The organism is Paenibacillus sp. H1-7 (assembly GCF_022354825.1).
Lineage (GTDB): Bacteria > Bacillota > Bacilli > Paenibacillales > NBRC-103111 > Paenibacillus_S.
Genome location: NZ_CP031168.1, coordinates 4,077,527 through 4,104,343, shown reverse-complemented (window position 1 = coordinate 4,104,343; position 26,817 = coordinate 4,077,527). Strand labels below are relative to the sequence as shown.

General features: G+C 48.8%; 28 protein-coding genes and 1 riboswitch. Of the genes, 10 read left to right on the top strand and 18 right to left on the bottom strand.

Features of this window, described 5'->3' with window-relative positions; genetic code table 11:
- The first annotated feature begins 99 nt into the window (after positions 1 to 99).
- A complete protein-coding gene (locus tag DVH26_RS18230) occupies positions 100 to 1,206 on the top strand; it encodes a winged helix DNA-binding domain-containing protein (RefSeq protein WP_239635181.1) in 1,107 nt (368 codons plus the stop codon).
- A gap of 33 nt (positions 1,207 to 1,239) precedes the next feature.
- Here the strand turns inward: DVH26_RS18230 and DVH26_RS18225 are convergent, their stop codons facing one another.
- The 4 genes from DVH26_RS18225 to DVH26_RS18210 all read right to left on the bottom strand — a co-directional run bounded on the left by DVH26_RS18225 (position 1,240) and on the right by DVH26_RS18210 (position 7,096).
- On the bottom strand, positions 1,240 to 3,357 hold the full coding sequence (locus tag DVH26_RS18225; RefSeq protein WP_239635180.1) for a WG repeat-containing protein: 2,118 nt from the start codon (positions 3,355 to 3,357) through the stop codon (positions 1,240 to 1,242).
- Positions 3,358 to 3,401: 44 nt separating this feature from the next.
- Positions 3,402 to 4,757 (bottom strand): DUF1254 domain-containing protein, encoded by a 1,356-nt coding sequence (locus tag DVH26_RS18220; RefSeq protein ID WP_239635179.1) that lies wholly within the window; start codon positions 4,755 to 4,757, stop codon positions 3,402 to 3,404.
- A 201-nt stretch (positions 4,758 to 4,958) separates the two neighbouring features.
- Positions 4,959 to 5,489 carry a cyclase family protein gene (locus tag DVH26_RS18215; RefSeq protein ID WP_239635178.1) on the bottom strand — a complete coding sequence of 177 codons (531 nt, stop codon included), beginning with the start codon at positions 5,487 to 5,489 and terminating at the stop codon, positions 4,959 to 4,961.
- Positions 5,490 to 6,187: 698 nt separating this feature from the next.
- Entirely contained in the window at positions 6,188 to 7,096 is a 909-nt protein-coding gene (locus DVH26_RS18210) for an ATP-dependent DNA ligase (protein ID WP_239635177.1), read from the bottom strand.
- A gap of 150 nt (positions 7,097 to 7,246) precedes the next feature.
- Between DVH26_RS18210 and DVH26_RS18205 the strand changes: the two genes are divergently transcribed.
- Positions 7,247 to 8,122, top strand: coding sequence for a serine/threonine protein kinase (locus tag DVH26_RS18205; RefSeq protein WP_239635176.1), 876 nt, complete (start codon positions 7,247 to 7,249; stop codon positions 8,120 to 8,122).
- Positions 8,123 to 8,125: 3 nt separating this feature from the next.
- Here the strand turns inward: DVH26_RS18205 and DVH26_RS18200 are convergent, their stop codons facing one another.
- Positions 8,126 to 8,311, bottom strand: a complete 186-nt coding sequence (locus DVH26_RS18200) for a hypothetical protein (RefSeq protein ID WP_239635175.1) — start codon at positions 8,309 to 8,311, stop codon at positions 8,126 to 8,128.
- A gap of 256 nt (positions 8,312 to 8,567) precedes the next feature.
- Between DVH26_RS18200 and DVH26_RS18195 the strand changes: the two genes are divergently transcribed.
- Complete coding sequence (locus DVH26_RS18195) at positions 8,568 to 8,765, top strand: sporulation protein Cse60 (protein WP_239635174.1); 198 nt, start codon at positions 8,568 to 8,570, stop codon at positions 8,763 to 8,765.
- 283 nt (positions 8,766 to 9,048) lie between these two features.
- Here DVH26_RS18195 and DVH26_RS18190 read toward each other — a convergent pair whose 3' ends face one another.
- Positions 9,049 to 9,342, bottom strand: a complete 294-nt coding sequence (locus tag DVH26_RS18190) for a Dabb family protein (protein WP_239635173.1) — start codon at positions 9,340 to 9,342, stop codon at positions 9,049 to 9,051.
- A gap of 49 nt (positions 9,343 to 9,391) precedes the next feature.
- On the bottom strand, positions 9,392 to 9,736 hold the full coding sequence (locus tag DVH26_RS18185) for a YkgJ family cysteine cluster protein (RefSeq protein WP_239635172.1): 345 nt from the start codon (positions 9,734 to 9,736) through the stop codon (positions 9,392 to 9,394).
- A gap of 289 nt (positions 9,737 to 10,025) precedes the next feature.
- Here DVH26_RS18185 and DVH26_RS18180 point away from each other — a divergent pair, with 289 nt between their 5' ends.
- Positions 10,026 to 11,171: an AI-2E family transporter gene (locus DVH26_RS18180; protein WP_239635171.1), complete on the top strand. Its 1,146-nt coding sequence runs from the start codon at positions 10,026 to 10,028 to the stop codon at positions 11,169 to 11,171.
- 45 nt (positions 11,172 to 11,216) lie between these two features.
- Here the strand turns inward: DVH26_RS18180 and DVH26_RS18175 are convergent, their stop codons facing one another.
- The 4 genes from DVH26_RS18175 to DVH26_RS18160 form a co-directional block, all read right to left on the bottom strand.
- Positions 11,217 to 12,311 (bottom strand): flavin-containing monooxygenase, encoded by a 1,095-nt coding sequence (locus DVH26_RS18175; protein ID WP_239635170.1) that lies wholly within the window; start codon positions 12,309 to 12,311, stop codon positions 11,217 to 11,219.
- Positions 12,312 to 12,449: 138 nt separating this feature from the next.
- The gene (locus DVH26_RS18170; protein ID WP_239635169.1) at positions 12,450 to 13,265 is read right to left on the bottom strand and encodes a VOC family protein; all 816 of its coding nucleotides are present in this window, start codon (positions 13,263 to 13,265) and stop codon (positions 12,450 to 12,452) included.
- 293 nt (positions 13,266 to 13,558) lie between these two features.
- A complete protein-coding gene (locus tag DVH26_RS18165; RefSeq protein ID WP_239635168.1) occupies positions 13,559 to 14,029 on the bottom strand; it encodes a low molecular weight protein-tyrosine-phosphatase in 471 nt (156 codons plus the stop codon).
- 20 nt (positions 14,030 to 14,049) lie between these two features.
- Complete coding sequence (locus DVH26_RS18160; protein ID WP_239635167.1) at positions 14,050 to 15,147, bottom strand: branched-chain amino acid aminotransferase; 1,098 nt, start codon at positions 15,145 to 15,147, stop codon at positions 14,050 to 14,052.
- Between the two features lie 118 nt (positions 15,148 to 15,265).
- Between DVH26_RS18160 and DVH26_RS18155 the strand changes: the two genes are divergently transcribed.
- A complete protein-coding gene (locus DVH26_RS18155) occupies positions 15,266 to 16,156 on the top strand; it encodes a LysR family transcriptional regulator (protein ID WP_239635166.1) in 891 nt (296 codons plus the stop codon).
- A gap of 33 nt (positions 16,157 to 16,189) precedes the next feature.
- Here DVH26_RS18155 and DVH26_RS18150 read toward each other — a convergent pair whose 3' ends face one another.
- Together DVH26_RS18150 and DVH26_RS18145 are read right to left on the bottom strand one after the other, a co-directional pair.
- The gene (locus tag DVH26_RS18150) at positions 16,190 to 16,516 is read right to left on the bottom strand and encodes a YnfA family protein (protein ID WP_239635165.1); all 327 of its coding nucleotides are present in this window, start codon (positions 16,514 to 16,516) and stop codon (positions 16,190 to 16,192) included.
- A gap of 171 nt (positions 16,517 to 16,687) precedes the next feature.
- On the bottom strand, positions 16,688 to 18,223 hold the full coding sequence (locus tag DVH26_RS18145) for a hypothetical protein (protein WP_239635164.1): 1,536 nt from the start codon (positions 18,221 to 18,223) through the stop codon (positions 16,688 to 16,690).
- A gap of 194 nt (positions 18,224 to 18,417) precedes the next feature.
- Here DVH26_RS18145 and DVH26_RS18140 point away from each other — a divergent pair, with 194 nt between their 5' ends.
- Complete coding sequence (locus DVH26_RS18140; protein ID WP_239635163.1) at positions 18,418 to 18,843, top strand: hypothetical protein; 426 nt, start codon at positions 18,418 to 18,420, stop codon at positions 18,841 to 18,843.
- Positions 18,795 to 19,529, top strand: coding sequence for an AIM24 family protein (locus tag DVH26_RS18135; protein WP_239635162.1), 735 nt, complete (start codon positions 18,795 to 18,797; stop codon positions 19,527 to 19,529). The genes DVH26_RS18140 and DVH26_RS18135 overlap by 49 nt, the downstream gene beginning before the upstream one ends.
- Before the next feature lie 66 nt (positions 19,530 to 19,595).
- Here the strand turns inward: DVH26_RS18135 and DVH26_RS18130 are convergent, their stop codons facing one another.
- A complete protein-coding gene (locus tag DVH26_RS18130; protein ID WP_239635161.1) occupies positions 19,596 to 20,246 on the bottom strand; it encodes a TetR/AcrR family transcriptional regulator in 651 nt (216 codons plus the stop codon).
- A 180-nt stretch (positions 20,247 to 20,426) separates the two neighbouring features.
- On the opposite strand from DVH26_RS18130, the gene DVH26_RS18125 reads away from it, so the two are divergent.
- The gene (locus DVH26_RS18125; RefSeq protein WP_239635160.1) at positions 20,427 to 21,185 is read left to right on the top strand and encodes an SDR family NAD(P)-dependent oxidoreductase; all 759 of its coding nucleotides are present in this window, start codon (positions 20,427 to 20,429) and stop codon (positions 21,183 to 21,185) included.
- A gap of 50 nt (positions 21,186 to 21,235) precedes the next feature.
- Here the strand turns inward: DVH26_RS18125 and gudD are convergent, their stop codons facing one another.
- Entirely contained in the window at positions 21,236 to 22,540 is a 1,305-nt protein-coding gene (gene gudD / locus DVH26_RS18120; protein ID WP_239635414.1) for a glucarate dehydratase, read from the bottom strand.
- Between the two features lie 220 nt (positions 22,541 to 22,760).
- Here gudD and DVH26_RS18115 point away from each other — a divergent pair, with 220 nt between their 5' ends.
- Both DVH26_RS18115 and DVH26_RS18110 read left to right on the top strand, forming a co-directional pair.
- Positions 22,761 to 22,943: a hypothetical protein gene (locus DVH26_RS18115; RefSeq protein WP_239635159.1), complete on the top strand. Its 183-nt coding sequence runs from the start codon at positions 22,761 to 22,763 to the stop codon at positions 22,941 to 22,943.
- A gap of 30 nt (positions 22,944 to 22,973) precedes the next feature.
- Positions 22,974 to 23,135, top strand: coding sequence for a hypothetical protein (locus tag DVH26_RS18110; protein ID WP_239635158.1), 162 nt, complete (start codon positions 22,974 to 22,976; stop codon positions 23,133 to 23,135).
- A 42-nt stretch (positions 23,136 to 23,177) separates the two neighbouring features.
- Here DVH26_RS18110 and DVH26_RS18105 read toward each other — a convergent pair whose 3' ends face one another.
- The 3 genes from DVH26_RS18105 to DVH26_RS18095 all read right to left on the bottom strand — a co-directional run bounded on the left by DVH26_RS18105 (position 23,178) and on the right by DVH26_RS18095 (position 26,569).
- Positions 23,178 to 24,167, bottom strand: coding sequence for a DMT family transporter (locus DVH26_RS18105; protein ID WP_239635157.1), 990 nt, complete (start codon positions 24,165 to 24,167; stop codon positions 23,178 to 23,180).
- Between the two features lie 145 nt (positions 24,168 to 24,312).
- A riboswitch (FMN riboswitch) is annotated at positions 24,313 to 24,469 on the bottom strand.
- A gap of 251 nt (positions 24,470 to 24,720) precedes the next feature.
- Complete coding sequence (locus DVH26_RS18100; RefSeq protein WP_239635156.1) at positions 24,721 to 25,041, bottom strand: hypothetical protein; 321 nt, start codon at positions 25,039 to 25,041, stop codon at positions 24,721 to 24,723.
- 211 nt (positions 25,042 to 25,252) lie between these two features.
- The gene (locus tag DVH26_RS18095) at positions 25,253 to 26,569 is read right to left on the bottom strand and encodes an ABC transporter substrate-binding protein (RefSeq protein WP_239635155.1); all 1,317 of its coding nucleotides are present in this window, start codon (positions 26,567 to 26,569) and stop codon (positions 25,253 to 25,255) included.
- Positions 26,570 to 26,817 lie beyond the last annotated feature (248 nt).

The following is a 26,817-nucleotide window of genomic DNA, read 5'->3' as shown; positions in this document are numbered from 1 at the left end:
AATGATGGCAAGAACAGATCGAGGCTATTTATTCATAAGAAATGGGGTTGGCGAATGAGCACACGGGAGTCATTAACAAAACATTCCGCTGGTAAGGAGTTGGAGCGAGGAAATGTCCTGGGACAGCGTGAATTAAACCGGGCGCTGCTCGCCAGACAATATTTGTTACAACGGGTCGACCTGCCTGTCTCAGAGGTTGTCGAGCATTTGATCGGGTTACAGGCCCAAGCGCCGAATCCGCCCTATTTCGGGCTATGGGCGCGCATCAATGGCTTCCGCCAAGAGGCTTTGGCAGAAGCCATCCAAAGCCGTGAAATCGTGCGCATAGCACTCATGCGCTCGACGATTCACTTGGTCACAGCTCGCGATTGCCTGGAGCTGCGCCCTCTGCTGCAGCCCGTCCTGACGCGCGGGCTGATGGGCTCTCACGGCAAGCGCCTCGAGGGGATCGATACCTCGGCGCTTGCCGCAGTAGGCCGTTCGCTGGTCGAAGAACGGCCGTTAACCTTCAGCGAGCTCGGAGCTCAGCTGCTGGAACGCTGGCCGGACCGCGACCCGGCGGTCCTGGCCGCAGCCGTGAGGAATCTGGTACCGCTTGTCCAGATTCCTCCCAGAGGCTTGTGGGGCTCGAGCGGGCAAGCAGCCCATACTACTGCGGAGGCTTGGCTCGGAACCCCGCTCTCGCCCGCCCTTGACGTTGAGAAGCTGATCAAACGCTACTTGGCTGCGTTTGGTCCCGCTTCCGTCAACGATATGCAGATTTGGTGCGGTCTGACCCGGCTTCGTGAGATCGTTGATCGGCTTCGTCCGGAGCTCCGAACCTTTTGCGATGTCCACGGCAACGAGCTGTTCGATCTGCCAGACGCACCGCTCCCGGATGGAAGCACGCCGGCTCCGCCGATATTTTTGGGCGAGTTCGATAATATGCTGCTGTCCTATGCCGATCGGACACGTATCATCTCCGACGAATACCGGCCGCGGGTATTTACGGTAAACGGAATTATCCGGTCTACATTCCTGATCGACGGATTTGTCCGCGGTCTATGGAGGCTGGAGCGCAAGCGCGGTGGCGCTGTACTGATTCTGGAGCCCTTCGGGCCCTTGATGAACCACGACCGAAATGCATTGGAGGAAGAAGGCCTCCGCCTTTTAGACTTCGCCGCATCGAATGACAAGACCCGGGAAATCCGATTCGTTAACAAATGAAAAAAAGCTTGATTGCTCAAGCTTTTTCCCCCCTTAGTGGAACGATTTCCAGAAGCTCCCGTCCACCGCAATCATATTCATGATTTGTGCGAACGGAATCGTAAATGTCGGAAATCCGGCTGCATAGGGAGCGATTTCATACGGCTCGAAATACAGATGCAGCGCATGCTCGGTTACATAAAACGGCTGATCCGGGCGGATTCCCTTGTATGAATCAGGAAACACATAGGAATATTGAGGGTCTTCTTTGATTTGTTTTCCAACAATCTCGCTTAGTACGGCGACATAATTGCTGCCTGGCTTGAACAAATCTTTCAACGCATACATCGTGCCGTCTTGTAAATTAATATGGGGGTATTTTCTCGAAGGCATGCCATGTGCCGCGCCGAACGGGAAATTGTAGCCGGATAGCTCGAGTACGAGCAGCGTTTTTTTGAAGAAGGTAACGGCAAAATCCCCTGTGTATGCATAATCCAGCTGAGTATCGGACGGGATCGGCTTCACTTGCGACATCTCCTTAAGCTTCGTGTTCACTCTTTGCTGTGCAGTGGCATTGCTCATCCCTTCTACTTGCGGATAATAGACCAAATAATCTTTATTCGGCTTATACTTTTCTTCCTTTACCCGGTACGGCGGTCTTAATGGGATAACCGTATTTTGCTGCCAAATCGGCTGTCCCTCGCGATTCCAATACGATAAACGCTGATCCACGTTAGCTTGAATAATGGAGTCCTGCAGAGCTACCGTGCCCGTACCGTTAATTTTCGGGTAGCCGGGTGCCGGCTTGCCGCTCGGATCAATAAAAAACGTCTGCTTACGATCATTAACCGATGCCAGCCCTTTATGGAAATCTCCGACATCATAGTATACGAAATCGGTCAGCTGCTTCCCGTCCGTATCGGCAATCGCATATACGGAACCGATGTAAGGCTGATCGGCACGAATTGCTTTGCCCAGAGCCACCCTCTTCTCACCGATTTGACGAATATCGTTATAGCCGGGCTGGATGACATACTGCCCCTTGGTATTGATTAGTCCGTATTTGTTCTTGTAATCCTCCGCGGTATTAACTACGGCACGGCCTTCCTGGAAAGGAAACGCCCCGGTAAATGCCGGCTGGATCACTATATCCCCTTTTTCGCTGATATAGCCGTAACGGCCGTTCTGCTCTTTCTGAAAAGGCAGCAGTCCGTCTCCCGGCTGCCCGACGAATGGGTAGGAATAGGTTGTGAGTTTTCTCCCGTCCAATCCGATCAGTGCATATTCCCCGTCTTTTACTTTTACGAGTGCTTTACCGTTCCTGAAATCACTGGCTTCATCATACTGAGCCGGGATGACTTCGTTACCGTTCGCATCCAAGTATCCATATTTGCTTGATTGGTGGTCGGAAAACATCGCTCTGCCTTCCTTCATGGATGAAATGAAGGAATACGCTTTTGGGGTAACGATACGTCCCGTTTCATCCATTAGCTTGAAGCCCTGCTTGTCGATAACTGCCGCTCTTCCTTCCGAAAACTCCCCTATAAAGTCGTACATGGGTCTAACAACATAATGTCCGGATGTGTTAATGACCCCGTTCTTGCCATGAGACTGTACCCGGGCAAGACCGTTGTCCTGAAAGTCGGAAGCATATTCATACTGAGGCTGGATGCGCAGCTGTCCTTTGTTATCGATATATCCCCATACCGTTCCGGAAACGGTATTGACGGTTGCCGGGAACAAGCTCACGATCCGCTGGAATCCGCTTCTTGGCAAACCGAAGGATTCACCCACACTCCGGTCTTCATATTCCCGCATACCGCCTGCAGTCCATTCATAAACAGAGAAATGCGAAGTCATTCCGTTACGCTGCCATCCAACGATAAGATTGCTTCTATCCTGCTGCAGCACCGGGGTTGCGCCCAACAGGCCCACATGATCACCAGGTTCTTTGGAGACGCTGGCGATTTCCCAGCTTGTGCCGTTATGCTTCAGCACCAGCAAGTATACGCCGTCATAAAAGCGGTAGACCGCTGCTATTTCCTCTAACCGGTCGCCATCCAAGTCCGCCGCATAAATAGCCGGAGCAGCCGAGCGATCTATGGTCGCCAGCTGAGCTCCTGCCGGCAAATACGCTCTGACAAGCTGCTCCAACGGGTTGTATGCTCTCAAAGTACACACCTCACTTCTTGTTTCATACGAAAGGTCATAGGATATTAAAAGCTTCTTGAAACGGCAGGAGGACGCCATTGCCCTGCCAGCACGCTTGGTTCGGGCCAATACATTCGGAGCATGAGATTAAACGGTCCTTGCGGAGCGGGCAGCCAATTGGACTCAATCTCTGCCCCTGGGGAATGGTGTTGAATATATACGGTAAGCGAGCCGTTCTCCTCATAATGAAGCTGTCTGTGATGAGAGCTAATAGAATACCGGTTCAGCGGATTTTTCACCAAATACCCGTCCTTGTTATATAACGTTATGGACCAAAAGGCATGAACCGGCGGAAGACGGCCCGGTGCGAAGTGAATAACGTACTGATTGCTTCCGTCCAATGCGTTGCCGTTGGTATCTGAGAATGCATACGCGTAGACGGCATCCTCGGGAATATTCGCTCCGAATAATGTATTGGCTATGATAGCCCTATCCCAGTAATGGGTTCCGTAGTATCCGATATTATTCATTGGCATACTCCACCCGGTATCCGCTAACAGCTGCTCCCCTGCTCTGTTAATAATTTCCGGTCCACTCCGTACCGCTTGAGCCAGTGCTTTTTGAACCTGCGGTTCTAGTTTACTGAAGTTGAAGCCCGGTCCGGGAATAAGACCGAGAGAATGGAGCTTGTGTGTTATCTCGGGCGATTGAATGTGAGGGTATGGCGGATTTCTATACATCAATTCCATCATCAGATTGAAAAAAACGTCCGCGTCCATCGACTTCACAATCTCGCTCGGCGATTTGTCACTGATGAGAATATGGTCGCTGATAGGCGTATTCAAAGCTACGGGCTGCTGTCTCGTTAATTGGAAGCCTCGTTGAATGGCATGGACTGCCGGATAATCCTCAGGACCGTTCGTTTGTATTCTGCCGATAATCCAAACCGTGTCGGTAGGTGCATGAATGATATCGGCACCAGACGGACTGCCTTGCCAGCCCGGGCCGACGATAAGAAATGATCGTTCGCTGTTCCCCGTAGTTCTCGAGCCAACCGAAGCAAAAACATTAGACCACGCATCCAGCATAGGGAGCAAATAATACCTTCCGAGCGTATCCGGAACATGCAATTGGAGAGGACCTCTGCTCAGATCCAGCCATGCCGAGGAGTATAGTGTATCTACATTGGGCCGGACGACATGTGAAAATTTCGGAGTCGCCAATACCTTCTGATTATAAAATCGGTTTCGCTGGGGGATGCTTACCGCACCCGTTCGTCGGGTAATGTCCATCAAAACCAGAGGGAATCCATAAACATAAACATCTAATGCATCAAGGCTGAGCTTGTCGCGGTTATACAGGCTCGTATCACCCGAAGACCTGGAGAAATTCCTCATCTCACTGAATTGTGGGTCGTTCATCTCATCTCCCTCCTCAAGAAGCTCTGCAAACCGCCTATCTGGATCGAACCCATTGCAACCATCTTATGCTGGTAAAACCTGACGTATAACAGCCTGAAAGCTTTTTACAGACCATACGAAAAAAGCCGATCTCAGCCCCTCAGCAGCCTGAGGAGTGAAAACGGCCGTTTACTTATAGCTCGGTCTCGGTTGAGTCTCTTGTTACGATTGAAAAAAATCCAGCATCGCTACCGCCCGGACCGGAGAGCCGTCCCCGTCCTTAATTTTCAGCGGAAAGCCGTAAAACATGAACGGCGTCTGCTCCGGAAGTAACTCCAGATTAGCTAGATCCGTATAAGTGACGATTTGCTCCGACAATAGCGCTCTTTGCAGCTCTTCGCTGATCAAGCCCCCGACGAATGGCGCTTGGGCCGATTTGATTTTATCGAACAGCTCGATACCCGCAGCCTCCCGGAAAAACAGTCCTGCTCGGATAGGGAAGTCCTGATCAGGCCGAGCCACGTAGCTTTTACCGAAGAAATGCGTCAAAGGCATGTCCGTCAATGATTTGCCCTTTGAGTTCATATGAGAAAAAGCATCCACATGCGTCCCCGTGTGAGAGCCCATAGTAATTTGGCGCAGCTCCCACTGGTTCTGCTCGTGGGTATGCACGATTTCAACGGATACCGTGGGATCTCCCGGGTATACATCCATTCCCGTATGAATCGAAACGGATAAGTCTATAATTTTCATCGGATGATCTGCCTCCTTGTGAAGGTTTGCACGAATTTTTACGAAGTAACGGTCGAAATCTTCCCGGGACTTTCCTTTGATCGAGGCTTCACGATGAAAAGCAACGACTTCACGGACAAACTCCTTCTCCAATTGTACGGCAAGCTCCGCCTTCGTGTCCTCACTTCACGGGTTGCTTTCTCCACCTGTCTACTACAACATTCGGGAATGAACCGAAATTTCCGCCTATCATTACGTCATCGACCAGATATTTTTGTATAAGTTCGCCTGCCAGCGAAGAGCATCGTTCCATACCAGGAGCAGCGTACCGAGTGCCACATGGATCCACTGCAGCATGATATAATGCCACAGCCATCAACTCACCACAAGTCCCTAATTCGGTAGCGACCCCCTGATCCAGAATGACAATCCGGCTATGGAATGAAAGCGGTTACTTTACTGAGTTAAACATAACGACTAATATCCCTACGGCTCCTGCAACAAGGTGACAGAACTCGGCAATTACCTACTTACGTTAATGTCGTCGACCAATATTGAATTGACATCCGCATCCTCAGCTGGATTTTCTTAACCGAAGTGGACAACGGAGCGGAGTCCAGTTTGACGCATGTTTGCACTCCGGTCCCTCCATTAGCATCAATGCCTGGATTTTACTAGAATCATATGACTAGGATGTCACAATAACCATATCCTACCATTTACGACTGCCATACACAATCCTTCGGATCCTTATCCGGCAAAAATCCTCTAAAAATCGTTGTCCTCAGCTGATGAGTATCGGTCCTCTCCTGGTAGTCGATTCGGCAGCAGAGCCTTGGCTTGAGCCACTGTGTTTGTTCGTCCTTGGTCGTTTCCAGGTGCTGAGCCAGCTCCAGAAAAAGCCGCTTGTCCTCGGCTTGAAAGCCGAACTCCACCAAGCCTACCGGCTTGTTAGCCATCGTCCTGAAATGCAAGCCGATAACCAGAGCGAACGGCCGAATCCGATAGCCCAAAATGACGACATCGATGGATCTAAAATGCTTCATTTTCAACCAATCGGGACTTTTCGTATCGAGAGCATATAGCGACTGCTTTCGTTTGGCTACGATCCCTTCCATATTTCGCTGTTTTGTCAGCTCGAACAATGCCTTTCCTTGTCCCGATACGTACATCGTGGGCATGAGGGAAGGATGCGGATCGATCATATCCATCAGACGTTCCTTCCGCTCCATTAACGGTTCATGAATATGCTCCCTGCTCGTCATGAGAACGTCGAAAGCAACGAAAGTAACCGGGTGCGTCTGCATCGCACTGCGAATTTTTATAGAAGTGCCAAGCCTTCCCCGATAAGCGAAATCATCGAATACCGGTCTGCCTCCCCTCAGAACGATGCCTTCCCCGTCCAGAATGGCCGTATCGGCTTGGATGGCTCTCGCAGCCTCCCTCCACTCCGGAAACTTGCCGGTCACCTGTAATCCGTTCCTCGTATACACTTCCACGCGGTCGTTCTGCTTGTGCAGCAGCAGACGCCAGCCGTCCCACTTAGGTTCAAAGATATAATCCTCACTATCAAATGGTTCTTTACCGATGCTCACAATCATCGGCTTCAAGGGGGTAAACAAGTGCATGCTGCTATCACCTCCTTACCATTGTGCCATCGTTTCGTTGTTCGTAACCCGGGTGAAATCAGGTTATTTCTGCATTAGAGCAGAACCCAGGTTCCATGTATAATATAAGAAAGACTGCAGTCCGCTCATAGGGAAACGGAGGCCGGCCGATTGATAAGGCACGTACGAAAGCTGCTTCTACAAAGCTTGACCAAAAAACTTAATCAAGGCCTCCGTCTGCTAGCGGATGTATCGTTTCGCCCTGGGAACGTCATCGCCGGACGATACCGAATGCTTGAAAAGCTGGGAAGCGGTAGCTATGGCGTCGCTTACTTGTGTTTCGATATGCAAAAGGGCCGCCGATGCGTTATGAAACGAATCTCTCCCCTGCGAGGAGGAGCGGCAAGAGCAGAGCAAATTTATGTACGGGAAACCGGCATGATGAGCCGTTTGCATCATCAAGCGATTCCGGAGCTTTACGAGATGTTCGGGTTCCGGAGACATCATTGCTTCACCATGGAGTTTATGGAGGGCAGCAGCTTCGACCGGCTTCTCTTTCAACAAAACCGGCAGTATACCGAAAGGCAGTCGCTGCTTATCGTCGGGCGGCTATTGGAAATTGTAGAGTATATGCATTCGATGGGCATCATTCATCGCGATATTAGCATTGCCAATGTCCTTGTGGACGAAGATGATATAAAGCTTATTGATCTGGGGCTTTCCAGGGAATGGAAGGACGGAGAAGTCGTAGAAGGTGAACAAGAAGACCTTGAAGACGAAGATCCGACAGAGAAAAAACTTCGAAGAGCCGTTCACGTTACGAGCGACTTTTATGCGGTAGGCCATTTCCTGCTGTTTCTATTATACAGCAGCTACTCCGAGAAGAAATCGCCCCGTTCGGAAGAGGAGCCCGGCTGGGAGCAGGAATTATCGATTGATCCCAAAACAATAAAGCTGCTCCGCCGATTGCTCATGACGGACCAGCCATTCGAATCCGTTCAGCAGATTCGCCAGGAGGTTGCTCTTATTTTACGCTCGTTGACGTAAATCCTAGCTGCTGTATGAACTGGAAGAACGCTTTTTCTTATAGTGGTTGTGCCCATATTGATTGTGCTGTTGATATTTATTGCCTCTGCCTATTTGCTTGTAATCATCACTGCTATGACGCGGTCGATAATAGGATCCACCGGATTTGTGGTTTGTACCGAGAAGCTTGCCTAATAGTTTACGCAGCATGGCTATTCCTCCTTTTCCGTGTTGATTGTTAATACGTACATTGTTTACCCCGGTTTCAGCAAAATGAATATCAGGCCTTATAGAATAACAATATTTACCTAACGGTAATTGACTCGTTTGAACTTATATGTTATCTTCAACTGACAAGGCATTCCCTCTTAAGATGAGAGCGGAATGCCTTCCTGCTTCCAGGCTTTTTTTACATTAAATGTATTCTCTGCGGTAACGCAACTACTAATCGAAAAGGGTGAATCCAATGATTCAAGTAAAAGAATTTATTGACTCCGACAGCAGCTACGCAGAAAGAAAGGCGAATGAGTTTTTGGCTACGTTAAGAGAGGACCAGTTCGTCAGCATCAGCTACGGCACATTGATCAAGAGCAAGCCGGATAAAAGCGAGTATCAACGCAGCACCATTCTGGTCGTTTACAGAACTAGCAACACGGGAGATTAGTCTTCTAATGGTTCGCCAGACACACAATCAGAATAAACCGCGAGATCCGGATCGAGCCTTTAGATTATTTATTTTCTTACTATCTTTGGTATCATCCGTTGCATTACTGATCTTGATCATCCTCTCTTTGATATAACGCCATCGCACCGCCATCGTTATCGATCGTCCGAGGTCTTCATCGCCTGTTTCTTATCACAGAAATTAGCTTTCCCAATAGGATCAAAAAAAGCTTAGTCCGCGCCACAGGCCGCAAGACTAAGCTTATTAAAGTTGCTGACGACTCTTAAATCTCGATGTCGTTCACGATGCTGTCCACACGTCCCGACTCGCGGATGAATGCGGCTACAGCTTGATGGTGCGGGTTAGGACCGTATGCTTCTAGAGCTGCCCGATCTTCGAACCGGACGTACAATACGACCTGGTAGCCTTGATTTTTCTCCGAAAAATTAATTCCTGCTTGAAGGTCAATAACCCCCGTCAGATGGCTTCTAAGCGCCTTGAACCGGTCAACCACTTCTTGCAATTGCTCTTGCGTAGTTGTATCTGCGAATTTTACTAGTACGGTATGATCGATCATGTCAAGTCCTCTTTTCTAAAAATTCAATCTCATCCAATATATCACGATACTAGAAATCTTTCCACGTAAAATCGACCGATAAGATCCCTGCAGGTTCTTCCGAAGTATCCCAGCCTTCCTCAGCAGCGGCAGCCGGATTGCGAAAACAGATCAAATTGCTGTAATGGCCAAACGCTTGGCACACGCCGGGCCGAAACGAATGGATCCCGCATTTGTCGTTATCGTCATCGTAAAAGATGCACGTGCCCGGGAATCTTAACTGGTGCTGCAGCTTACTGCGCTGTTCCTCCGGCATTGCATCGAGAGCCTTTCGAATGATCTTGAGCTCTTGTGCGGTAACCGGAACCGGACCACAGCACAAGCCTCTACAGCCGTTACATGGAAGATATTCCATAAAAAACCTCCTTACTTGTTTACAGAAAATTAAAATTGACATTTATATAGTAATATGATATAATATATTAGATTTATTGTCTTATGATTCTATCATAGTTTATAGCACATTTCAACCATATCTTAACATAAGGACGAGCGCGAAGCGGTGTAACCTGCCCTACGCGGTCGTTTTTTTAGTTGCCTTTGTTGATCTGACTGACTTTTTTTGCTGCAAAACGGTTAAAATCCCCCTTATTCTGTCCATACTGGATAATCGTAGTTAGTAGTTCGGGAGAGGATGGCAGCCGATGCGAAATCCAGGAATTTGGTCAGATCGATTCAAAGTGTTTGTGTACCGACACCCCTTCATTTTCTTCTTAACCGTACTGCTGCTTATCGGACTTAATATATTGGTTTTTACCCGGATCCATTTTGTCTTCCATCCGTTGGCCGTTATTCTAAAGACGGTGCTGCTTCCATTTATTTTGACAGGCGTATTGTACTACTTGCTGAATCCGATCGTGGATTACTTCGAAAAACGGAAGATACGGAGAGTGTACTCCATAATCCTCCTTTATTTAGTCATCATTGGCATCATTTCGTTAATCGTCGGAACCGGCATTCCGATCATTCGTGAGCAAGTGTTAAGTCTAGTTCGTAATATTCCATTTTACAGCCAAACTATCAGAAGCCAGTTCGAACGGGTCATCGGCAGCGATTTGTTCAATCAGCTCACGCAAACGATTCATTTCAACTCCGACGAACTGATGAACACCATCACGGAGCGGATTACTGCCGTGCTGAATCGCACATGGTCAAGCTTAAGCGGATTTCTCGGGGTGCTGACGGAAACGCTGCTTGCCTTGGTGACAGTGCCGTTTATCCTGTTTTATTTGCTGATTGACGGCGATAGGCTGCCTCCCTACCTCTTGTCATTCGTACCGGTTGCGATTCGCGACCAGTCGTATCGGGTTATGCAGGAAATGAGTCACCAGATCAGCTCGTACATCCGCGGACAAATTATTGTGAGCTTCTGTATCGGCTTTTTGCTATTTATCGGGTATCAGGTCATTGGTCTGGATTATTCTCTCGTTCTTGCGGTGATCGCAGCCTGTACCAGCATCGTGCCTTATTTGGGACCGGCCATCGCCATTACTCCCGCTTTGATCGTCGCCAGCGTAACCTCACCGGTCATGCTGCTCAAGATGATCGCGATATGGACCATCGTCCAATTGGTCGAAGGCAAATTTATTTCGCCGCAAATTATGGGAAAAACACTGCACATCCATCCCGTAACCATCATCTTCGTTATTTTGACGGCGGGAAATTTGTTCGGTGTGCCAGGTATTATATTGGCGGTCCCCGGTTATGCCGTACTGAAGGTGATCATCACGCATCTGTTCCTATGGTTTAAGTCACGATCCGGGCTATACGAGCCAAAGGACAACCAATAAAAAGCTTGCTCTAAGGCATCAGCCTGCGGCAAGCTCTAGCTGCGTTTAGCCATAGCCATAGGTTCGATCATGCAAAATGACTCTTGTGCTGTCCCTGGCGTTCAGCAGCGTTTCTACAATATGCTTCGCATCGGTACCTACCCCTCCAAGCAATGCAGACCCTCTTGTATTCTGCCAAGCCTGGCCGATATAGTAGAGACCCGGAATCGGGCTTAGCCCCCCATCATGCAGCGGCTGGCCGGAACGATCCTTAGCCCCCTCGATCTCCATCCACTTGTACTCGGACACAAAGCCTGTCGCCCATAGGACATTGTCCACTTGCAATTGGGTGTTGTCGGCGAACGTAATCCGGTCGGAGTGAATTTTCACCGTTTTGGGCTTAACCCTGACTTTGCCCTGTTCGATCAGACTTATCAGCTCCTTGCCGAAGATCGGATCCTTTTGTGCCCGCAGCCGGCGTCCTGCCCAGGAATTCCGGTGGAATCCCAGAATGCCCAGCTTCTTAAACCACCAAAATATACTTTTGCCCAATATCTCCATGGGAAGAAACTTCATTGGATGGCTGACGGATAAATATACTTCCCGCTCCGATGCCAGCTCAACCGCAATCTGAGCTCCTGAATTACCTCCGCCAACTACCAGAACAGAGCCTTCGTTTAAACTCGACATATTCGCATAAGCAGATGTATGGATTTGCTTAACTCTCGGCGAGAAACGATCTGCAAAATCCGGTATGCGCGGGCTTTGGAACGGTCCCGTAGCCACAATTACCTGTTGTGCAGTAATGGTTCCCTTAGTGGTTCGCGCTGAGAAGCCGGTATCGGTTCGGACAAGAGCTAAAAGCTCCGTACTAAGCTGGACTGGCAAAGCATACCGGCCTGCATACCGCTGCAAGTATTGAGCGACCTCATCCTTCCCTGCATACCCGTCCGGCTCTCCGTCCAATTTCATGCCTGGCAGCGAGCTGTACCACCTGGGCGTGAACAGAACCAAAGAATCGTATCGGCTGCTCCATACGTGACCAAGCTTTTCGCCTTTATCTATGATCAGAAAGTCGATATGACGTTCCTTCAAATAATAACCTGCCGCCAGCCCCGCTTGACCGGCTCCTATGATCAGAACCTCCGTATTCTGCCTCATATGTATTCCCCCAGTTTTAATGTATATATGATCATGTATTCATATTATATCCAGAACCATTTTATTGTCAATATTCGGATTTTGTTCAACCGAAAAAAAGAAGCTATGCCAAAGCAAGCTCCTCACTTCACTCTTATCCTACCTCGAAATAGTAAACCGATTCCCGTCGGGGTCGTACAGATGAAATAACGATACATTTCCTTCCATGTCGGAAACCTTAACCCCGCTTTGCAGCAAAATATTGTGATACGTCTGAAATTCCTGTGTATCGTGCATAACAACGTATGGCCGAACCGGACTATTCACGCACTCCTTGTGCGCCCCTTCCGGCAGACGCTCCAACACCCAAGTCGAAACATCGTCGGGATGATGTTCAAGGGCCAAATGCATTACAGCATAGCCTTCCTTCATATGCGTTGCGGCGACTTGCATTCCCAAATATTGGCTATACCAATCAATGCTTGCCTGCAGATCACTCACTCCGATACGGGTCCATGACGGTACAAAAAGCGGGGCATCCTCCGCGATGGTGTCATCTCCCTCCGCCGTTAGCCGTACTCCTTCAGCCGTTGCCCAGAAATCGAAGTAATAATGCCCGCCCGGGCCAGCATACAGATCGGTCACCCGAATTCCCTTATTCTGAAAATCACTGTGTACCGCCTCCAGATCACGCGTTCTCCAGCACCAGCGCACATGTCCCTCAATCGCAGTCCGATCGGCTAAGACATGCGGTCTGATTTTGGGAATATAGGACTTAATCCATGTCCCGAAGCCCAAATGAGTTTGCCTGCGCATGATGAACCAGTCGTTCTCCCCGCTCTTGAATTGATCACGCGCTTTCCAGCCCATATATTGCTCGAACCATTGCACGGCTTCATCGTGATTATCCCATAATATTTCGATGTGCCATCCGTCGTAAGTCAGTTTAGGCACCGTCGTCCTTTCCGCTGACATTTGATTCTCTTCCTCTCAATTAACTTATTTATCCAACATTTCCATATTAAATGATTCTTCGATAAAATGTAAACGATGATTTGGGATTCGTTCCATTTACTGGATATGCATTGTGGTTAAAAAAAGCCCATCCCCCCAAAGGGGATGAGCTCACAAGTTCGCTTGGTTGCGAAAATCATCGAACCGGTCGCGTTGACCGTGATCGTTTGTAGTGTTAATAGAGATAAAACTAAAACACCCTATCTCTGGCAAATAACCAGAAATAAGGTGTTCGCATTACAAACCACTAAGGCTCAAATCCGTTCCTTTTCCCGAATATAGGCAAGTAATCGATCGCAACCCTCGTTCACCATATCGAACACTTCCTCGAAGTTTCCGGTATAGTACGGGTCCGGCACATCGCCGCCTTTGCGCTCAGGAATGAAATCCAGCAGCTTGCTTACATTCGCCTTTTGGAAATCCTCGGACAAGCTCTTCAAATTCCGGACGTTGGAATCATCCATCGCAATAATATACTGAAATCGGGTAACATCGTCCGCTTTGGTCTGCCGCGCCCGGATGCCGGTGTAATCTATGGCATTTTGCTTCAAAATACTGCGAGTGCCCTCATGAGGCGGCTCGCCCAAGTGCCAATCTCCCGTTCCGGCCGAATCGACGGATATCTTGTCTTCCAGACCCGCGCTCCGTACTTTGCTTCTGAATACCGCTTCCGCCATCGGAGAACGGCAAATGTTGCCGAGGCATACAAACAGCACGTGAATCAAAGTGAAATCTCCTTCCGATCTTATCCGTTGGCTCTGACCAATTGGTCGGTTACTTCAACCATCCAGCCGAACGGATCTTCCACTTCGCCTTTTTGGATGCCGGTCAACGTATCGTATAGCTTCTTGGACAGCTCGCCGGTCTTGCCTTCGTTAATAATCATTTGATGATCGTTCCACAACAACTGGCCTACCGGAGAGATTACGGCTGCGGTACCCGTTCCGAATGCTTCTTCCAATGTATTGTTGCTGTACGCTTCGTAAATTTCGTCGATAGACAGCTGGCGCTCTTCCACAGGAATGTTCCAGTGACGAAGCAGCTGAAGGATTGAATTGCGGGTAATCCCGTCCAAAATACTGCCGTTCAAAGCAGGAGTGACGACGGTTCCGCTAATTTTGAAGAACACGTTCATGCTTCCTACTTCTTCAATATATTTACGGTGAATGCCGTCGAGCCACAATACTTGGGAATATCCTTTGCTTGTCGCTTCCTCCTGCGCTTTCAAGCCCGCGGCATAGTTGCCCGCCGTCTTGGCCACGCCAGTTCCGCCTTTAACGGCACGAACATAATCGGACTCGACGTAGATTTTTACCGGATGAATGCCTTCCGCATAGTATGCGCCGACCGGCGACATGATGATCATAAATTGGTATTGCAGCGATGGTGATACGCCCAGGGACGCTTGTGTAGCAATAATGAACGGTCGGATGTAGAGCGACGTTCCCTCTTCATTCGGGATCCAGTCGCGGTCTGTCACGATCAGTTGGCGAAGCGCTTCTAACGCAAGCTCTTCATCCAATGCCGGAATGCTGATCCGTTCGTTGGAACGGTTCAAGCGCTTGAAGTTTTGTTCGGGACGGAACAACAGAACTTTTTCATCTGCTGTCAAATAGGCTTTCAAGCCTTCGAATACCGTTTGTCCATAATGGAACACACGTGCAGCAGGATCCAGCGTAATCGGCTGATAAGGTACGATGCGCGCGCTGTGCCAGCCTTTTCCTTCCTCATAATCGAGAATAAACATATGATCGGTAAAATACTTGCCGAATACCAGCTGATTCGATGCCGGTTTTTGCTTTGGATTCGTTGTTTTTTCAATGTGGATGGAATGGGCCGTCATTCGATACATCTCCTTATTTGGATACTAATAGTTGAATCGTACCACTCGTTTGAGTATATTAAAAATATCTGTTTTATGGGGTTCCCATACCTAAAAGGTATTGAGAAGGAGGGCAAGTATGGATATCCGTCAATTACGATACTTTCTCGCTATCGCCAGAGAAGGCCAAATTACCCGCGCCGCCAAAGCGCTCAATATGGAACAGCCGCCGCTGAGCCGCCAGCTGAAGCTGATGGAACAAGAGCTTAACGTGACGCTGTTTGACCGTAACGGCAACAAGCTGATGCTTACTCCTGCCGGTGAGCTGCTGCAGCGAAAGGCGGAGAATCTGCTGCTGCAATTCAATGAGACGCTTCAGGAAGTCAAAGAGCTGGACGACGGCGTTCAGGGGATCCTGTCCATCGGCTCCGTCGTTTCCTGTATCTCGCTGGTTCCGCCCAAAATTGAAATGTTCAGGAAAACCTATCCTCAGGTTACCTTTAAAATTTTGGAGGGAGATCATTTTTTGCTCGGCTATCATTTGGAAAAAAGACAGATCGAGCTCGTTGTCGCCCGTCTGCCGTTCGAATCGGACGAAGGAAGCGACCATTATTCGGTGCTGCCGCTGCCCTCGGATCCTTTCGTCGCAGTAGTACCTAGGAAATGGAGCGACGATCCGGATAAGACCACGATGAAAATGAGCGAGCTGGCGAGCTATCCGCTGCTCACTCTGAAGACGGACAGAACCACCGGGCTGCATGAGAAGGTCATGAACGAGTGCCGCCGCCACGGCTTCGAGCCTAATATCATATGCGAATGCTCCAGTGTTGCCATTATTATGGCTTTGGTGGAAGCAGGCATCGGCGTCACCGTATTCCCGAAATCGGTCATGACTTCCTTCCCCCTGCCTAACATCAGGGTCCTGAATATTATCGATGCGGAATTTCAATCCGACGTCGGACTGGTCTGGCTGAAGGACCGGTACTTGTCCAAAAGCGCACGGCATTTTATCGATATGTTCGCAAAATAAAGCTTCTGTCTGTGAGCAGAGCTAGTGCAGGCGCTAGCTGCGAGGCGCCCACAGCATAATGGATACGCCAACGATGCATACCGCGGCTCCGATCCAATCGTACAGATCAGGCGTTTTCCGGTCGACCAGCCATCCCCACAGGACAGCTAAAACGACAAATACACCGCCGTATGCGGCATAGACGCGTCCGAAGCTCGGAAAGCTCTGAAGTGTCGGTACAATACCGTATGCGATCAAGATCAGACTTCCCGCAATTCCATACCAAATCGATTTGGATTCCCTTAACCAAAGCCATACCAGATATCCTCCGCCGATTTCAGCCAGCCCGGCTATCAGGAATAATAAGACGGCTGAGACCATACCGGTAAAACTCCTTTTTCGACACCAACCGTTTGAAAACGGTTATTTTCTTCATCTTAGCGCAAGGAACCCGGTATAGCAAGCGGCGAATATGGGAAATCCGCAACAAAAAATCCGCCGGTCCAGCTATCGCTATCCGGCGGATGAGAAGATCGAAACCTTTGAGTACGGCTAACGTTGCTTCAGCAGCTCCTTATCGGTCCACGTACGCGATTCGTGCTTCGTCCAGTTGGTCAATGTATTACTGTAGCGATTGATAGAAAAAACATTACCACTACGGTCTCTATAGAAGGCGATATCGTCCATCGGATCGGGTGCTCCTGACAGTTTTTTCAATTGAAGGCTTGTATCCACCTCATACAATCCGTCTTTTTCAGGATCTCCGTACTCCACCGTCAGTGGAAATCGGCCGGAGGAAGGATCGACTGCGCCCCCCTCTGCAACTTTCCTCGATTTTCCGTACAAGCGGACTATTAGACTTCCTTTCGAATCCACAGGATTCCCGGTTAACTTCCGAATCCCGACGGGAGAGACATCCTGTTCGTCCCACAGCTCGTTGGCAAGTCGAATCGAACCATCGGTATCCATCAATGCCAGAAGTCCTGAGTTGAGATAGTATAAATTCCGGAACGGCTGCCTGTCGCGGGCGATCCAGACGGTTCCATCGGCATTTTTCAGCACAAGCTCGGGTAAATAGGGATATTCAGTCACTGCCTTCAGTTTCCCGTCAACTATAGAGAACAATTGATACCTGCTATGAGGAGGCGGTCCGATTACGGCAATGGGGTAATACGTATATACGGCAAGCAGCTTACGTCTATCGTCAATGTCGTACAGCGTTCCTTCTATTCGCAGCGTGGTGCCTCCCAATTCGTTCTTTTCCTCGTCCCGCAGCTCGGACAAGGTCATGTTATTATAACGAAGCGTATTGCCATCCCTCTCTATAACCGCTTCCTTTCCCTCCACCCGGTTCGTGTCCCCGGATTGCTCGGCTTTCTCACGTATCGCCTGCTCCTCTCCTGTCTCCAGCCATTCCGGCGCAGCAGACAGCGATTTGCTCACCTTGAGCATCGTTTTCTCCTTATTAGTGCCCGTAGTGCTGATATATAGCGATTCTTCATCGTCATAAACGATCTGCTGCATAACGCGATCCTCTCCGCCCCACATGCTTAAGCCCTCCTCCGGACTCCACTGTAAATCCATCATGAGCTTGAGATGAGCCAAGTCCCACGTCAGAGGCATATAGGTCACGTCCCGGAATTGCAGAAATGGATACGTTTGAGCCGTATTATCGACAGGCATCCCTCTGATTTCAATGGGATAGGAGCTTGGTACGGCATTGTATGAACGTTTGATCGCATTGTTCGCCGTCCCGGCTTGCGTGAGAGGAGGCTTCTCCAGTGCCGGGATATCCCCGTAATCGTTAGCGCAGCAGGTCCGGTATATTTTCAAGCCCTCTGTATCGCTCCATTCGCTGGACAACTCCAGTTCCCTCAGCAAATCCCAATTCAGTGGAAGATAGGTAATATCTTTATAAATGAGAAACGGATATTCCATCTGCGTGTTATTAATGATCTGACCATTTACTTTTACTGGAAATTCCGTTATCCGTACCTGGACCGTATTTCCAGCCGCTCCTGCCTGCAGTGGCAGTACGGAGGCTGCCATTAGGCTGATCAGACTGGCCAGCATAGTTTTCTTCAGCATCGTCCCACACCTTTCCTCATTCCATAACACATTAGACGAGAGAAGGCTCCACAAGTTACGCTTCGGCGCAGCATTTTCCCATTAAATTTGTATGAATCGTATTGGAATAGGATGGTGACTCACGGCATGGCGCATTGTCGAAAAATGAAGTAAAATGAAGGTAATCTATCATCTGGACAAGGAGCGTAGGAGAAATGAGAGGCAGGCTTTTTCCGGTCTTATGCTGGGTTATCGCTCTTTTTATTATGATTGGCTTTCAAGCGGCCGCTCCCGTCGAAGCCGGCTTCTGGGACAAAGTCAAAGACGTATACAACATGCCCGATAAAGTAAATGAGCTTCAGGAAAAATACGATTCGACGATGCAGCAGCTATCCGAACAGGAGCAAAAGCTCAAGGAAGCTCAGCAATACTCTGAAATGCTTGCCAGCCAAAACTCCGAACTGCTCAAGCAGCTGGAACAAATGAAGCAGGAGCGAGAATCAAACCGCCGTACCTGGATCAGCATTGGTGCCGCTGCGGTACTGCTGATTGCGCTTTATATTTTATCCGTCCGCATTTGGCGGTTTACCGTATGGCGCAGGCAAAGAAGCCAAGGCAGCGGCTCGACCCTCGGCTCATGAACATAAGTGCACCCCCGCCATTAGAGCATGTCCGCGTATCGATGGAGGAAGCGGAATCTCTGTACATCCTGCATCCCAAGTCGATTATCGCGTACCAAGGCATGCCTCAGAACCGTCAGGATCAGCTGATGAATTTGACAGGAGTATACGGCAAAAAGAAGTGGATCCGCTCCCTGCTTCGAGGTCCCTGCCAAATGATTCTCGGTATTCCGGCCGGCTGCTCTCTGAATACCGTCGACCTCGGTGAACAGGAGGAGCTTCTGTTCGATCTGCGGCATGTGATGATGTTCTCGGAATCATTATCCATGAAAAGTGTCATCCAAAAAATGAAAACAGCCTGGATTACACGCGATTTGGTCCGTGTACGGTTCACGGGTCTTGGAGTTGTCGGACTGCTGACTGCCGGTGATCTGGCCACGCTGCACCTCGATCCGGTCAAACCGATTTTCGTCGACAAAAGCGCCTTGGTCGCTTATCCGCAGAATGCCAAGATCCGGCTATCCGTCTATGGAAATCAGCTGGCAAGCCAGCATATGAATGTACAGTGGGAAATTACCGGAACGGGGCCGATCCTGATTCAGACCGGCAGCCGCGATCACGAGCTGATGGCTCATCTGCAGGACGACAGTCTGTTCAAAAGGATACTGAGAGAGCTGCTGCCCTTCGGCAATGTCATTATTAAATGAAAACGTGCCGCTATTGCATCGTTGCAATGGCAGGCACGTTTTATTGCGTTTTACGGCGTATCAGGGTCAGGCTCTTAAGAAATCAAGAAAGATTCGTTTTAATATATGAAGCTGCTCCTCGGGCTCCATCTTAAGGTGCGGCAGGATGTGGTACCTTTGTGCCGACAGCTTCTTCGATACCGTGCCGAACGTATTGGCTATGGACCGCAAATAGGCATCGACTGAAATGTCCGAACGGATCGACCCGTCGGTCTGACCCTGGGCGAAAATGTCGGAATAAATGCCGTTCAGCCTTCTCGAAACCTCCTCATACGCGGCTATATCCTCCATGGGCTCATGCAGCAATGAAGTGTAGCTCTCGAATGCTTCAATCAGCTTCGTATTGTCGCTATGCTCTTCTGTCACGAACGAAATGAACAAATCCAACAGCTTCTCGACCTTGACGAGACAAGGTACCGGCATTTGCGCAATTACTTCGAAAGCAGACATTTGAGATTCAAGAATTTGCGTTGCTACGGCTACGATCAGCTTCTCCTTCTTAGGAAAATAGCGAAAGACGGTCGCCACTCCGATATTGGCTTCCTTCGCTACATCCTGCATCGTGCTCTTATCGAGCCCTTTGCGGACGAATACCCGTTTGGCCGCCTCTAATATATCCGTAAGCCGCTGATTCTTCCCTTCCAGCCGCTCCTGCTCCCATCTGTTTTTGGGACCCATACGATCCTTTCACGTCCCTTCGATCGTTGATTTGATAGCCATGCTATCAAAACTTGGTTCCAGTGTCAACATGATGGGAGGTGTTGCATTGTGGACTAAGCAATGATATGATTGATATCGTAATGATAGTCGTACTATCGCATTGATATTATATAAATCATACCTAAGGAGACGATGATCATGACGAATAGGAACCAGGTTGCCGTTGTTACCGGAGCAGGAAGCGGAATTGGACGTGCGTCCAGCTTGAAGCTGGCTGCTAACGGATTTAAGGTTGTAGTGGTAGATTATAATGTGGAAACCGGAGAAGAAACCGTTCAGCTGATCCGGCAAGCCGGAGGCGAGAGCATATTCGTACAAGCTAATGTAGCTGTTGCTGCAGATGTGCAGAATTATGTTGCCAAATCGTTGGAAGCTTACGGGCGTATCGACGTATTTTTTAATAACGCCGGCGTACTGCAAACTTTCGCGCCGCTTACCCAAATTGAAGAAGCGGAATTCGACCGGATCATGTCGGTCAACGTCAAAGGTATTTTCTTCGGTCTGAAATATATCATTCCCGTCATGGAGCAGCAAGGCGGCGGCTCGATCATCAATACGGCATCGACGGCCGGACTCCGCAGCGAGCACAGCCTCGCGGCTTACTCGGCAAGCAAGCACGCCGTGATCGGCCTAACCAAATCCGCCGCGCTGGAGTATGTGAAGAAAGGCATTCGCGTCAATGCCATTTGCCCTGGCGGCGTCGCAACAGCATTGACCGCTGCCGTCGCCGATATGTTCGCGCAAACCGGCTATGTGCCGGAAGAGCTTCCGAACATGCGGATGGGCCGCTATGCAGAACCTGCCGAGCTGGCCGAGATGGTCGCTTTCCTCGCTTCTCCTGCATCCAGCTATATGACCGGTTCCGTTATAGCCGTTGACGGCGGATTGACTTTGTAATAAATCAAAAAGATTGGGCTTGGCTTCACGCCAAACCCAATCTTTTTTTGTTATGATCTTACAAGACAAGGCCGTTTGGGATCGAAGGTCCATCCGGGGATTAAATATTGCATCGCTTTGGCATCATCTCTCGCGCCAAGTCCCATACTTTTATACAGCTGATGTGCCTCCTCGATCCGTTCCATATCCACCTCGATGCCGAGTCCCGGCTTGTCGGGCACCTTCACCTTCCCGCCAACAATCTTGAGAGGCTCCTTGGTTAACCGCTGGCCGTCCTGCCATATCCAGTGGGTATCGATTGCAGTAATCTTACCCGGAGCGGCGGCAGCGACATGTGTGAACATGGCAAGAGATATATCAAAATGATTATTAGAATGAGAACCCCATGTCATCCCCCATTCGGCGCACAGCTGGGAAACCCGCACCGAGCCCTGCATGGTCCAGAAATGCGGGTCCGCCAAAGGAATGTCCACTGATTGAAGCTGTACGGCGTGTCCCAGCTCGCGCCAATCGCACGCAATCATATTCGTCGCCGTCTTAAGTCCGGTTGCTCGTCGAAACTCTGCCAGCACTTCACGTCCGGAGTAGCCCTTTTCCGCTCCGCACGGATCCTCGGCATAGGCAAGAACCGAATGCTTGTTGCGGCATAGCCGTATGGCTTCGTCCAGAGACCATGCGCCGTTAGGATCCAGCGTGATCCGTGCCTGCGGGAAGTGCTCAGCAAGCAGCGTAACCGCTTCGATCTCTTCTTCACCACGAAGCACGCCGCCTTTTAGCTTAAAGTCGTGAAAGCCGTACTTCTCGTGAGCAGCTTCGGCAAGACGTAATATAGATGTTGCTGTAAGCGCTTCCTCATTGCGTAATCGAAACCACTCATCTTGGGAGTCCAGCTCGCTGCGATAAGAAAGATCCGTCTTCATCCGATCTCCGATGTAGAACAAGTATCCGAGCATCTCGACGTCATCCCGCTGCTGACCTTCACCGAGCAAAGCTGCCGCCGGCACTTCTAGAAATTGCCCCAACAAGTCTAGCATGGCCGCTTCCAATGCTGTAACGGCGTGAATCGTCGTACGCAGGTCAAACGTCTGCTTCCCTCGCCCCTCGGCATCCCTATCGGCGAACGTTCGGCGAACATTGCCAAGAACCTGGTTGTACGCGCCAATCCTTTGACCCAGCACAAGAGGCTTGGCCTCCTCTAACGTTACGCGAATTTTTTCTCCGCCAGGTACCTCACCCACTCCTACACGGCCTGCATCGTCCTTCAATATGACGACATTACGGGTAAAGAACGGACTATGGGCTCCACTGAGATTAAGCAGCATACTGTCATGTCCGGCTACAGGAATTACGAGCATTTCTTTAATGCTTGGAGTTGCATGTCCTTTGGAACCATCTGCATTCACAATGTATGCCCCCTCGTATGATCGGGATTGAACTACACTTTTCATTACATCGTATTTGTCAACATTATGCAATACGAAATTGGCGGTTTCCTGAAAGAAAAGGAATAAAATCAACCGTTCCGTTTACCCTAAGAGAGATGAATGTTTTCCCGAAGCGAAAGGATGAGTATCGATGGAAGCAGATGACAAGAAACGGCTTGAAGAGAAATTCGACAGAGATTTAACGGACGGGGAAGCTGCCGAGATCATGAACACCCCTGTGCTGCATTCGGACGATGAGAATTATTACGAGAACGACGATATGGATCTACTGGACACCATCCCTATCGGACTGCAATTCCGACAAAAAGGATGACTTCCCAGTCTATAAGGAGGTATTAATCCCGTGCCCAACGAACAAGTGGACAGAGAAACCGACGGTAATCCGCAAACGCTGTATGAAGATACGACAGCGCATGAGCGCCCAGGATTTCGGGTAGACGATGAGACTCCTCTGCGCAATTATGGCGAACCCGGTGAGATGGAAGACGGAGTGCCTATAGAATAGAGGAAAAAAATAACCGTCCTGATCCAGGACGGTTTTCCTTACTTAACTTGCTGCTTGCTGCATCGCTACGGTGCTCTCTTGCTTCCCGTCCTGCTGCCTGGACAGCTGGAACAGCATGAACCAGATCAACAGGAAGCCGGCGACTTGCGCCACTGTAATTTGCTGTTGGAATACAAGCCAATTCACCAGCACACCGATGGCCGGAAAGAACAGCTCCGCTAGTGTGGCATACGATGCTTTGGTCCCTGAGAGTCCTTTGTAGTACAGGAGCAAGCTCAATAATCCGGGCAAAAAGGCTTGCAGCAGCATATTTACCGAAACGGCGAACCATTCGGTCGGTTGAGCCGGCCAGTTCCAGCTCTCTCCTCCAACCCAGGCAGTTGCGAACAGCAGCGGCAAGGCTAGCGTAAAGCGCAGCGCCGTAACGGCTTCAAACGGCATTTTATCAAGCAGCAAACGCCCCATAACCGTAGATCCGCCCCACAAAGCTGCAGCACCTATCGATAACAGACCCCCGATCACCCCAAAACGGGAAAGTCCGTCAAAAGGAAACGTTATGCCGAACGTCAGCAAGTACGTGCCCGCCAGAGCCACAATAACCAGAATGAAAAACCGTGCCGGAAGCATTTCCTTCAAAATCCATCTTGCCATCAGGATGGCGAACAATGGCTGGAGCTTTTGCAGCAATAGTACGCCGTTCAAATCACCATGCGCAAAAGCTGAAGTGAACATGATCGTCGCGATAGCAGAGCCGCCCCAGGATATAAACAGCAATGCACCAATATGGCGCAGGTTCAAGCCGCGGAGCGATTTACGGTACAGCCACAATATCGGTACGGAGTAAAATAGCAAAAGCACGTGTTCGATAAGTACGATCTGAGTCGATGTAAAATACTTAAGCAGCAAAATGCGGAATAGCGGGTCTACGCCCCACAGTGCAGCTCCCAGTGCAACCAGCCATACTCCGTTGCGGATTCCCGTGCGGGACGGCTCTTGCCGTACGGACGGGTTAATCGATGATACATTTTCCATATCCAATCCAACCTCCTTATTTTTGAAAAGGAAGCTTCGAAAGAAGTCAGCCCCGTTATCATAATGACAACGGGGCATACTGAAACAGGCTTGGATCTGGAACGTTTTTTCACATCAAAGTGAACGCACCAAACTACAAACTTGTTTTGACCTTCTCCCATCCGGACTATACCGTCGGCTTTGGAGTTTCACCAAATCAGTCGTGCATCGCGGCTAACACGATGAACGAGTCGCGGGCTGCGGGTCATGACGTACGACCCTTTACCGCCGGTCGGGAATTGCACCCTGCCCCGAAGATCCTTTTTCAATTAGTTTGGATTTTACCATATGCTTTGTATTTTAACAAGATGCTAACTAAAAATTAGTTGCTTGTTTAACTGCATAAAATAATTTATACACAAAAAAAGCAGCCCGAAGGCCATTATTACCGTAATATTAAATTGAAATTTTAAAAAAGAATTCTACAGTCCAAAGATGGTATAATTAAAAACCGTGTACTTTCAGTTGATTCTAACGATGGGTGAACAAATGAAAAAAAGAATTAGAAAGAAGCTTAACAAGAATTAAAATGTGCTGCTTTGGCTACATCAATAGCTTCAATTATGCAGCTATATAATTTATGGAGATCTTGCGTTCGCCTTTCGAAAATAGGATTTAACCAGTCATCCATCTGTACTACAACTATATTAAAACTGCCAATCTCGAGATTGAATTCCGGGTACCATCCGACATCCAATATAAATCCATTATGGTATCGAACTTGAAGAATATCTTCCTTAAATGACCAAATTTGCTCTTCGTAAGATAGGTTCGGATCAAAATCCAGATCATTTAAAACAACTTTCCCACTTTTAAAGTCAATAATTTCAAACATACTTGTCACTAACCACCAATCAATGTTTTCTGGATTATTAAACTCAGTTATTCAAATCCCATCCGAATGACTCTATATACACTATATGGTTAATTTTCCATATTACAATGCCATTTCCTACATTATTATATCATTAGCATTAAAACGAATGAATCCAATTGCCCTATGTGTGATTACCACAAAAAAGCAGCCCGAAGGCTGCTTTTTTCCGTTACTTCTTCTGATTCACCAGCTGCTGAATGGCAATGTTGGATTCTTCCTCGACAGCGCGGATAGCCGAATTGACATCCATGCTGCTTTTATAGATGTTGTCGAAAATTTTGGCCGTATTCACGTTGTAATCTACGAGTCCGTTAGCACGGGCAGCCGGCGGTTGAGCATTTTTGCTGTAATACACGGCACCGGTGTTTTTGCCTTTGAGCTGCGGCAAGCTTTGACCGTACAAATCGCGGACCGGCTTGCTCTTGAGCGGAGTCACGATCCCCTGCTTGGACAGCTCGGACTGGACTTCTTCCGACAATAAGTGCTGGACAATCTGGAAGGCTTGATCTTTATATTTCGAGTTCTTCGTTACGAAAAGCGAATATGTATTAGGCTGCATGCCGGTATTGGGCAGCTCTTTGAAGGAAGGCGGAGACGCGAGATCGAAGTTCAAATCTTTGTTGGCGTTGTACCAGCTTGTTACCTTCTCTGCAACATGGACACCGATAGCCGTCTGACCTTTAGGGAAGTCATCGATATTCGTATATGCGTTGCTTGGAATATCATAGAACCGTTTGAAATTTTCGATTAGCTGCTTCCACTTCTCGGTATTGATAGCCGCTTTGTTCTCCTTCAAATCCAAAGGATTGAGCGACAGCTGATTATAACCCATCATCACACCCGGATGCGCAGACAGACCTTTATAATCCACTCCGTCCACCGTTCGCGACATTTTCTTCGCAATATCGTACACTTCATCCCATGTCATACCGTCTTTCGGATACGGAACGCCGAATTTATCGAACAAATCTTTGTTGTAGAACATGACGATATTACTGAGAGTAAACGGCAATCCCCACAGCTGCCCCTCCGGGTTGGCGTTACGCACCTGTGCAAGCGCCGCATCATCGATTCGGTTCAGATCGAAATTATGCTTCTTGATCAGCTCAGACAAATCGAGAGCCAAGTCAAATTCTTTGATACGGGATAAAATATTGCTCTTGGACTCCAGCACGATGTCCGGAATTGTTCCTGCCGCGACCAGATCGGCGTAATCTTGGCCTTTTCCTTTATGAATATGCTGAATCGTTACATTGGGGAATTTCTTCTTGATGTATTGCCCGATCTCATTCTCGAACCCGCTTTCATCTGCATAAACAGAGTTTTGCGCCGTGAAAAAAATGAGCGTCACCGGTTCATTGCTGGCTTTGGGCGTACTTGTGTCTGCCGGGGCGGATGATGGTGCTTGGCCGCTTCCGCTGCAACCGCTTACTAACATGACCAAACCTAGAGATAGTGAGACCATCTTTGCTACGTTTTTCTTCATGCTTGTTCCCCCTCTTAAGTTAACCGCCTTTTACATGGTAAATCGGACTGGCATTACATACTTTGAATGGGTAAAAAAGCGCTTACATTTCCTATCATACTATATCCTGTTCACTGTTTAGGATGCAATTTATTCACTTACATTTGCACAATATTAACATCTTATTCACTTGATTAATGAACCTAATATTTAATGCTATTAATCATTTTCTCCAATCTTTTTTACAAAATCTATTTTTATCGGCAGTA

Coding starts and splice junctions, on each gene's coding strand:
- DVH26_RS18130 (WP_239635161.1), bottom strand. CDS start 20,246: ATGGGTCCCAAAAACAGATGGGAGCAGGAGCGGCTGGAAGGGAAGAAT.
- DVH26_RS18190 (WP_239635173.1), bottom strand. CDS start 9,342: ATGATCGATCATACCGTACTAGTAAAATTCGCAGATACAACTACGCAA.
- DVH26_RS18100 (WP_239635156.1), bottom strand. CDS start 25,041: ATGTTTGAAATTATTGACTTTAAAAGTGGGAAAGTTGTTTTAAATGAT.
- DVH26_RS18105 (WP_239635157.1), bottom strand. CDS start 24,167: ATGGAAAATGTATCATCGATTAACCCGTCCGTACGGCAAGAGCCGTCC.
- gudD (WP_239635414.1), bottom strand. CDS start 22,540: ATGCTCGTAATTCCTGTAGCCGGACATGACAGTATGCTGCTTAATCTC.
- DVH26_RS18125 (WP_239635160.1), top strand. CDS start 20,427: ATGACGAATAGGAACCAGGTTGCCGTTGTTACCGGAGCAGGAAGCGGA.
- DVH26_RS18215 (WP_239635178.1), bottom strand. CDS start 5,489: ATGAAAATTATAGACTTATCCGTTTCGATTCATACGGGAATGGATGTA.
- DVH26_RS18160 (WP_239635167.1), bottom strand. CDS start 15,147: ATGACGGCCCATTCCATCCACATTGAAAAAACAACGAATCCAAAGCAA.
- DVH26_RS18145 (WP_239635164.1), bottom strand. CDS start 18,223: ATGCTGAAGAAAACTATGCTGGCCAGTCTGATCAGCCTAATGGCAGCC.
- DVH26_RS18185 (WP_239635172.1), bottom strand. CDS start 9,736: ATGGAATATCTTCCATGTAACGGCTGTAGAGGCTTGTGCTGTGGTCCG.
- DVH26_RS18210 (WP_239635177.1), bottom strand. CDS start 7,096: ATGCACTTGTTTACCCCCTTGAAGCCGATGATTGTGAGCATCGGTAAA.
- DVH26_RS18140 (WP_239635163.1), top strand. CDS start 18,418: ATGAGAGGCAGGCTTTTTCCGGTCTTATGCTGGGTTATCGCTCTTTTT.
- DVH26_RS18170 (WP_239635169.1), bottom strand. CDS start 13,265: ATGTCAGCGGAAAGGACGACGGTGCCTAAACTGACTTACGACGGATGG.
- DVH26_RS18095 (WP_239635155.1), bottom strand. CDS start 26,569: ATGAAGAAAAACGTAGCAAAGATGGTCTCACTATCTCTAGGTTTGGTC.
- DVH26_RS18180 (WP_239635171.1), top strand. CDS start 10,026: ATGCGAAATCCAGGAATTTGGTCAGATCGATTCAAAGTGTTTGTGTAC.
- DVH26_RS18200 (WP_239635175.1), bottom strand. CDS start 8,311: ATGCTGCGTAAACTATTAGGCAAGCTTCTCGGTACAAACCACAAATCC.
- DVH26_RS18150 (WP_239635165.1), bottom strand. CDS start 16,516: ATGGTCTCAGCCGTCTTATTATTCCTGATAGCCGGGCTGGCTGAAATC.
- DVH26_RS18155 (WP_239635166.1), top strand. CDS start 15,266: ATGGATATCCGTCAATTACGATACTTTCTCGCTATCGCCAGAGAAGGC.
- DVH26_RS18115 (WP_239635159.1), top strand. CDS start 22,761: ATGGAAGCAGATGACAAGAAACGGCTTGAAGAGAAATTCGACAGAGAT.
- DVH26_RS18135 (WP_239635162.1), top strand. CDS start 18,795: ATGGCGCAGGCAAAGAAGCCAAGGCAGCGGCTCGACCCTCGGCTCATG.
- DVH26_RS18175 (WP_239635170.1), bottom strand. CDS start 12,311: ATGAGGCAGAATACGGAGGTTCTGATCATAGGAGCCGGTCAAGCGGGG.
- DVH26_RS18195 (WP_239635174.1), top strand. CDS start 8,568: ATGATTCAAGTAAAAGAATTTATTGACTCCGACAGCAGCTACGCAGAA.
- DVH26_RS18220 (WP_239635179.1), bottom strand. CDS start 4,757: ATGAACGACCCACAATTCAGTGAGATGAGGAATTTCTCCAGGTCTTCG.